At 40.1% G+C, this 6429-nt stretch carries 7 protein-coding genes and 1 pseudogene; 1 reads left to right on the top strand and 7 read right to left on the bottom strand.

The annotated features are described in order from the left end of the window. Window positions 1-55 precede the first annotated feature (55 nt). Genes AB4232_RS19320 through AB4232_RS19295 form a run of 6 tightly spaced genes read right to left on the bottom strand, consistent with a single transcriptional unit; the run spans window position 56 to window position 5245 of the window. Window positions 56-730, bottom strand: a complete 675-nt coding sequence (locus AB4232_RS19320; RefSeq protein ID WP_372087788.1) for a CatB-related O-acetyltransferase — start codon at window positions 728-730, stop codon at window positions 56-58. A 7-nt stretch (window positions 731-737) separates the two neighbouring features. After that, window positions 738-1625, bottom strand: a complete 888-nt coding sequence (locus tag AB4232_RS19315) for a lipopolysaccharide biosynthesis protein (protein ID WP_372087787.1) — start codon at window positions 1623-1625, stop codon at window positions 738-740. Next, the gene (locus AB4232_RS19310) at window positions 1615-2571 is read right to left on the bottom strand and encodes a glycosyltransferase (protein ID WP_372087786.1); all 957 of its coding nucleotides are present in this window, start codon (window positions 2569-2571) and stop codon (window positions 1615-1617) included. Before AB4232_RS19310 ends, AB4232_RS19315 begins: the two co-directional genes overlap by 11 nt. 18 nt (window positions 2572-2589) lie before the next feature. Next, on the bottom strand, window positions 2590-3078 hold the full coding sequence (gene coaD / locus AB4232_RS19305) for a pantetheine-phosphate adenylyltransferase (RefSeq protein WP_017100187.1): 489 nt from the start codon (window positions 3076-3078) through the stop codon (window positions 2590-2592). A gap of 9 nt (window positions 3079-3087) precedes the next feature. Continuing rightward, window positions 3088-4152 (bottom strand): glycosyltransferase family 9 protein, encoded by a 1065-nt coding sequence (locus tag AB4232_RS19300; RefSeq protein ID WP_372087785.1) that lies wholly within the window; start codon window positions 4150-4152, stop codon window positions 3088-3090. Continuing rightward, window positions 4145-5245, bottom strand: coding sequence for a glycosyltransferase family 9 protein (locus AB4232_RS19295; protein WP_012603047.1), 1101 nt, complete (start codon window positions 5243-5245; stop codon window positions 4145-4147). The genes AB4232_RS19300 and AB4232_RS19295 overlap by 8 nt, the downstream gene beginning before the upstream one ends. Window positions 5246-5316: 71 nt before the next feature. On the opposite strand from AB4232_RS19295, the gene AB4232_RS19290 reads away from it, so the two are divergent. After that, on the top strand, window positions 5317-6039 hold the full coding sequence (locus AB4232_RS19290) for a 3-deoxy-D-manno-octulosonic acid kinase (RefSeq protein WP_372087784.1): 723 nt from the start codon (window positions 5317-5319) through the stop codon (window positions 6037-6039). A 1-nt stretch (window position 6040) separates the two neighbouring features. Here the strand turns inward: AB4232_RS19290 and AB4232_RS19285 are convergent. Beyond that, window positions 6041-6429, bottom strand: a pseudogene (locus AB4232_RS19285) (hypothetical protein); the annotation flags it as partial.

Below are 6429 nucleotides of genomic sequence, written 5' to 3'. Positions count from 1 at the left end.
TATGGGTATAAACCTACACGTAGGCATATAGACTCGATTGATTAGTTAGAAGTTTCTAACTAATCAATAACTTAAAATCTTTGATGTTAATAAAGGCACCTTGATGCTCTTTGATTTTTTCAAGTGGCCATTCCCACCACTGTTCCATTAAAAGAGCTTCCCTTTCGTCTTCAGTAAAGCGCTTCTTAATCTCTTTCGCTGGAACACCGCCCACAATACTGAATGCTTCTACATCTTTGGTCACAATAGAACCTGCTGCAATCACTGCACCATGCCCGATAGCCACTCCTGGGAATATTTTCACGTCTTCACCAATCCAAACATCGGATCCAACAACAACTTGATAATGCTCCTCAACATACTTAGTATGCGAGTAAATAGTACCTTTGTTAAAATCCAATCCTTGTTTCTGCATCAATCGATGATCTGCTCGATGAAAGCAAGGGTGAGTCGACACATAATCATTGATCGGGTGGTTATTTAGGACAATTTTCACATTATTAGCAATCGAGCAAAAACGACCTATTTTGACATTGTTCATATTACAATGAGTATCAATATAAGTACCGAAGCCAATATATGAAGCATTCACATCACAATCGCTTGCTACAGAGTTACAGCCTTCAAATTGAGTGTCTGTAAAGTTTGATTTTCGAGAAAGGAAGTTCTTCTGTTTTTTTTGATCACGAATGAATATTAGCTTCTTAATCTTGCGTATGATTTTTTTCATAATGAGTCTATTCGCCATTACCAGATAGGAGTTTGTGATAAAAACCATCAACAGTGTAATCTTCAAGCTTAATCAAAACTGATTCGTCAAACTCGCTAGAAATAAAGTATTCCATACTACCAGTAAGTTCATTTAGAGAGTCAAATATAAGAAAGTTATCTTTTGAGTATAAAGGATGATTATAAAGACTCGTATTATTCGTGATTACTTTTTTTCGAGCATACAATGCTTCTTTAACCCTCATAGTATCAGACGTCTGTCCATCAAGAACCATTTCCAATACACATTTGGTATTGAGCATCACGGTTAGGTATTCAACATAGGAATAAGACGGTTTTTTGTCAAAAACAATAAAATTGCACTTAAAACCATCTAATGCACCTTTTATTTTCTGAACCTTTTCTTTCCTTCCTTTATCCACGCCGACAAAAGAAACATCGAAATCAGATGATTTTTCTATCTCATCGATGATTTTCAGTTGAGGCATAGGTAGGTAAATATGCTTAAAGTCATACTTTGCTGCATCACCTTCATCAAACGTATATTTTTCAAAATCATTTAGGTGATGGTTCAGGCTTCCATCTGTGACATTTCTAAAAACAATCACCTTCCTCCCATCAATCTTTGATATCGACTTTATATCTCTCAGAGAATCGGTGGTGAATATGACATCGAAGCCTTTTAGTGCCTTTATTTGTCGTCTTATGATCGCTCCATAAGCCTCATGATAATGTTTTTTACTATAGAAAAATAAAAAGGAAACTAATTTAACTAGCCACTTACTTAGGAATATATGATGCTTTTCATAATCAGACGATAGGACGTCAATTTCTAGTTTTTCATACTGTTGCTTATAGCCTACAAAAACCAGTTTCGGTTTCAATTTATCGTTCATAAGGCAACCTTTTAAAAGACTCGACAATACTTCCTAATGCACTATTGGCTTTACTACCTTCAACTACCTTCTCGTAATAACTAACATACGCTGCAGCCATGACATCGGCATTGAATTGATCTCTCGCGTATTCATTGCAACGAGCTGAATCATAGGAGTCAGAATTTAAGATCCCTTCTACGAGCTCTTGTTCACAGATCGATAAAAGACCTACCTCACCAGAAACTAATTCCGGCAGTGAGCCATAGGGTGTACCAAACACTGGACAACCAAAATACAAACTCTCTGTAATCGCTAAGCCAAACGGTTCATGCCAAGTCACGGGGAATATCAGACCTTTTGACTGAGTCATGATCTGAGATTTCGTTGTATCGTCCACCATTCCTAAAAAACGAACATGACGATCTAGCGTTAACCTAAAACCCATTTTTAAGTTCAATCGATGGCCGCCCAATACATCAAGCTGCTGACCCGCTTTCTTGGTAATATCAATGGCACCTTGAACATTTTTAACTCGCCACGCCGCTTTCCCAAGGAAATGGAAACGCTCTCGTTTCAAATTAAAGTTAGGCTTTTGGTAGTTGTCCCAATTCAAGCCATTGTAAACATAAGCTTGTGCACCATGATTTTTTGCGTGCTGAGATGAAACAAAGACGGTATTCGGGTCAATAGGGCCGTCTGAATTACCATGCTGAGTTAAAATGTAGGGATAAGAGATAGGCTCTAGATCAGAGTGGAAATGTACAACATCAATATCATTAGGAAGCTGACTTTGCAGTGGTACATTTGGTTGATACTCAATGACTCTCGCCCAATCACACTTTGTTCCTTTGCCAGCGAGCAGCGTCACTCGGTGCCCAGCCAAATGCAACGCATAAACTAAGTCCCAAATGACTCGTTCCGTTCCACCGTAATTCACCACAGGTAACGTGGCTCTTGTATACATTAGAATATTCATAATCACTTAATTTTTAGAAGCTTTTACTTTAGCGACAACTGCTTGATGAACACACTCTGGAACAAATTGCTCTATGTCTCCACCATGAATAGCAACTTCACGAACCAGTGTTGATGATAAAAAAGCAAACTCTTCTGAAGGTGTCAAAAACAGGCTCTCTAGTTCTGGTTTTAACCGACGATACATTGTCGTCAAACCAAATTCATACTCAAAGTCCATTGTTGTTCTTAAGCCACGCACCAAAATTGAGGCATTTTGCTCGGTCGCGAAATCAACCAGTAAACCGCTAAAACCTTCGACGGAAACATTAGGTAATTCATCGCAAGTTTCTCGCAATAAGGCCACACGCTCATCTAAGCTAAATAAGGTGGCTTTACTTGGGCTCTCTGCGACACCAATGACAAGTTTTTCAAACATACATGCGGCACGTTTAATTAAGTCATAATGGCCGTTAGTCACTGGATCAAAAGTACCTGGGTATATTGCTATTTTCATGACATTCCTTTATTCACTGGATGTTTTCTTGTTTTTCAATCGGCCTAATACACGGTCTAGCTGCTCAATCACCGATTTTGTAGAAATAAGAGCCATAAGATCTTTTCCTTTTACTCGGGTTCCCCATGGAAGCTCGTCAACCGCTTTACCGTGTTGCTCTTCAGCAATCTGTTCATAGACAGAAACCACACTGTCTAAACTATGGTAAGGCCCTGTTCGCATTGGGTTACTGTGCGCATACAAACCAATCACGGGGACACCTTGAGTCGTCGCAATGTGTGCAGGCCCTGAATCAGGAGCGATCACAACACTGGATTTACCAATCACTGCGGTAAGCTGCTTTAACGAGGTTGAGCCTACTAAGTTAATACAAGGTGATGTCATGTGCTGAGATATATTGTCAGTTAAATTGCGCTCTCTATCCGTTGGAGCACCACAAAAAACCACTTTAAAGCCTAACTGATAAGCGTGATCGGCGACAGCGGCATAGCGCTCAACTAACCAGTTTCTCTCATCTTTACTCGCGGCAGGGCTAATAACAATATACGGCTCATGCGCAAGCTCCATCGATAGTTTTTGGTCTTCATCAGACAAAGCAAGATCCCATGTCGGTATCTGCTTAGGACACCCCAAAAAGTAAGCAAATTCAGAGAAATTATCTAACACATGAGATGCGTCCGTTTTTGGTAGCTTGCGATTGGTAAAGAGCCACTGCCCCTCTTTGGCACGTGTCCAACTAAAACCAAGTTTTACTTTTGCCTTTACTCCGATCGTTAACAGGCTGGCTCTTAATGCAACTTGCATATGCAGCAAATAATCAAACCGAGTTGAACGCAGGGCTCTCCATACTTCTTTCATTCCTTTTAGGCCGCGTTTTTTATCAAACACTACAACTTGAATTCCAGGTATATCACCAAGTAATTGAGCTTCGATTTTTCCCATCACCCACGTGATCTGACATTCTGGATAGGTAGCTTGAATAAGTTGCACCACAGAAAGGGCATGACAAACGTCACCAATGGCAGATAAACGCAGAATACAAATAGATTTTGGAGCAGAAAGAGCGTTATTCATTGATCGATTCCAATGGCATCATTTCTAGAACAGCAGAAACAACGTTATCTGGCTTGATATCTTGAAGGCATGGCGAATAGACATCATCGCTAATTTGACATCTGTTTTTATAACAAGGGACGCAGTTACGTTCAGATTGCACAAGTCTAATATTGGCGACTCTTTGGGAGCTAACACCATTGCTGTATAAATTGTTCGTTACATCAATTGGCTCTTCATATGGCCAAGGTGACCACATGCTTGCTGGCGCTACGCTAATAATAGATACAATTGGGATAGAGTAACCTGATGCGAGGTGACCCGGGCCACTATCAGGTCCAACAAAACCATCACTGTGTTTTATTAATACAGAGGTTTGAGCTAATGATAACTCCCCCAAAACACTGACCAGTTGATTCGATTCAGGAACTTGGCTAATGATTTGTTCAACAATGGTCTCGTCTCGTTCTAATTTAGCGCCAGATAAGACAATATTATAACCTGCAGATATCAGACGATTGATGACTTCAACCCAATACGAGACTGGCCACTGCTTAATTTCGTTGGAGGATGGCGCATGCACAACAATGTAGTTTGATGGCAATCTCTTTTGAACCACTGAAGGTAATAACTCTTCGGGAGAGACTAGCCGTGCAATACAATTAACATCTATGGTATCCAGCATACGAGCAACGCGACTCATTTTATGCTCAAAGCGATGCTGTTCTTTAATGTAATGAGTATAAATTAACTTTTTAACCCAGGCGCCAGAAAGCGATTCATCAATTGCACCAAGTCTTTTCTTACCAAAGATAAAACTATAGATAGCTGTTCTATCATTAAGCATTTCATTGACGACTAAATCATATCGACCATGCGTTTTTAAAATCCGGTAATAGTCCTTAACGGATGCTCTTGGCGGAATTTCAACTAAAGAGTCAACGTCTGGATTGGTACCAAAAACCATCTCCCCTCTAGCATTAACTAAAACATCTATTGTGGCGGTCGGAAACGCTTTTCTCAGACTATGGGTAAAAGCAGAGATCAACAAACTATCACCAATGCAATGAGTGGCAACAACTAATATTTTTTGGTAACTACATGAATCGTTCATTAATCTGTTCGGCGTTTGATATACTGTTCTACCAAGTATGCCATAAACTCCCCAATACGAGACAGTGATTCATGTTTACAACAAAGCAAATCCATAAAACAACGTACTGGTATAACCCTAAGTTACTCACCGAAGACGTTGAATTGGCTTTTTCTGTGGATTATTGGAAGGCAAATCAAGCAATACTGGGGCACGCTCAAGGTAGAGGAACAACATGGTTTGTTAAGGGAGAAAAAAGCGATTTCGCTCTTCGACATTATCATCGCGGCGGCTTGTTTGGAAAGCTAGTTAGAGACAGCTATTTATTTACTGGATTAGAGAGCTCACGAGCATACCAAGAGTTAATGTTACTTGAGCTTCTAGCTAAACATAACGTTAATGTCCCAAGCCCAGTTGCTGCAAAGGTATCGAGAGAAGGGATCGTTTACAAAGCCGATATTTTAATTGAAAAGATTTCCGACGCAGAAGACTTAGTAAAGATATTGTCGAACAAAAAACTATCCGATACCCATTTCAACGATATTGGCCATCAAATTCGAAAAATGCACGATGCAGGGGTCAATCATACCGACCTCAATATCCATAACATTCTCGTAGATAAAGCAGGTAAGGTTTGGATTATCGATTTTGATAAATGCTTAACGCAGACAGGCAGCAACTGGAAAGAGAGTAATCTAAAGCGACTCGAGCGCTCATTCGAAAAAGAAGTTCGCTTAGGAAAGATTGATGCTCAGCACTTTGATTTTTCACAAATTGAACAAGGGTACAATTCCAGTACCCTTGAGAGCCTGTGATTTATTCTTCTTTCAAACCAAATAACTTACGAAGTTTCTTTTTCTTTTTATAGATATGCCCTCGAATCACTTCAGCAAGAGGGCGCTTGAAGGACACTTCTTTAGCTAAGCGTATTTGCTCTTCAAATGGTTTATCTCCATGTGCTTCAAAGAACCGTTCCAACACCGTTCTCGCCCAGTCTTTTCGTCCACTCGTTGAATAATGATTGAGCCAAGCTTTCGCTGGTTCAATATTCACCTGTGTAGAGAGCGCTTCAGATAACGCAAACTGCTCTAAAGTGTGTGCCTCACACCCTTCTTGACGTAACGCTTGAATCAACACATCGGCATAATCAAAAGCCGATGAGTGTTTTCCGGTGATACCAATGACTGCCGACGCCCACATAACAG

Source organism: Vibrio sp. 10N.286.46.A8 (assembly GCF_041470165.1).
In the GTDB taxonomy this organism is placed as follows: domain Bacteria; phylum Pseudomonadota; class Gammaproteobacteria; order Enterobacterales; family Vibrionaceae; genus Vibrio; species Vibrio tasmaniensis_A.
This window is presented reverse-complemented; position numbering and strand designations above follow the sequence as displayed.